Origin of the sequence: Saccharothrix coeruleofusca, from assembly GCF_014648515.1 — a bacterium.
In the GTDB taxonomy this organism is placed as follows: domain Bacteria; phylum Actinomycetota; class Actinomycetes; order Mycobacteriales; family Pseudonocardiaceae; genus Actinosynnema; species Actinosynnema coeruleofuscum.
Window position 1 is genome coordinate 689 of sequence record NZ_BMRG01000048.1, and the last position, 1,269, is coordinate 1,957.

Annotated in this window: 1 protein-coding gene and 1 pseudogene; both read right to left on the bottom strand. The window is 68.8% G+C overall.

The features are described from left to right. Positions 1-981, bottom strand: a pseudogene (locus IEZ00_RS37920) (hypothetical protein); the annotation flags it as partial. Next, on the bottom strand, positions 938-1,269 hold a 332-nt coding region (locus tag IEZ00_RS37680), incomplete at its 5' end, for a hypothetical protein (RefSeq protein ID WP_229796450.1). The pseudogene IEZ00_RS37920 and the gene IEZ00_RS37680, both read right to left, overlap by 44 nt.

Below are 1,269 nucleotides of genomic sequence, written 5' to 3' on the forward strand. Positions count from 1 at the left end.
TTCCTGAAGTGCGGGGAATTCTTTGGTGTCGAAGACGTTGCCTTCGCGGCGGTTGACGCCGAGGGCGACGTAGACGTCGCCGCTGGCGTTTTCGGCGAAGAATTGGGATGCGTTTTCCCAGATGCGCTGGGATTCGGGGTCGCGCATGGTGAACGTGGGCATTTCCACGTTCGCGTCGTCGAGTCGGTCCTCCAGCGTGGTGCCCGCGTTGCCGAATGCTTCCCATCCGGCGATGTTCATGATGGTGTGGTTCTTGTTGTCGAACCCGACGAAGTTGCCCGACCAGAACCACGCGCCATCGGTCCTGGTGTCCAACAGTGCCTTGAACTCCGCGTCGGTCAGCGTCGCGGGATTCACGATCGGGTCGGAATCCACGTCCGCGTCGTAACCGGGGTCGGTCTCACCCATCGTCGTGGGGTCCGGCTGCACATCGGGCACGACGTATGGTTCGGGCTTCGGTGCGGGTGAGGGTGCTGGGTCGTCGAAGTCGAAGTCCGAGTCGTAATCGGAATCCGAGTCGTAGTCCGAGTCGGAGTCGGAGTCGACTTCGTAGCCCGCGTCCTCGTCGGGCAGGTTCATCCACGAAGGCTTGGAATCCTTCGGCGCGTCGGACGACGGCGGCTGCGAGGCAGGGGTTTCGACCTTCGGGCCGCCCTTGTTGTCCGCAGCCGGAGGCGTGGTGCCCGCCGGCGGTTGGGTGCTCGGCGCAGGAGCGTTGGGTGAAGGCGTGCCGGGAGTGGGCGTGCTGGGGGACGGCACGCCTGCGGGCGGCACGTTCACGCCGCCACGGCTGCCAGGAGGCGTGGTCGACGGGGTGGCGCCGGGCTTGTCGGGGCCGGCGGGTGGTGCCTTGGTGATGGTGCCGTCGCCCGCGACGGGCTTGGGGGTGTCGAAGACGCCCTTGGGGGTGCTGGGCTGGTTGAACTTGGTGCTGCGGTCACCCTCTGGGGACGGCGGGGTAGCTCCGGCGGCAGGGGGCATCCCGCCTGCTGCGGGCGGGGTGATGCCTGCTGCGGGAGCCACCGGCGTGCCCGGCTTGACCGTGGACGGCGGAGGCGTCGCGGTTGACGGCGGAGGGGTGGCAGCCGACGGCGGAGGCGTAGTAGCCGACGGCGGGGGCGTAGTAGCCGATGGCGGAGGTGTAGCGGTTGATGGCGGAGGTGCGGTGGGCGTGCTGGGGACACCGGGGACGGGCGGCATGGCGCCGGGTTTGATCGGCGTGGCCGATGCTCCGCCGGGCTTGTCGGGGCCGGCGGGTGGTGCCTTGGT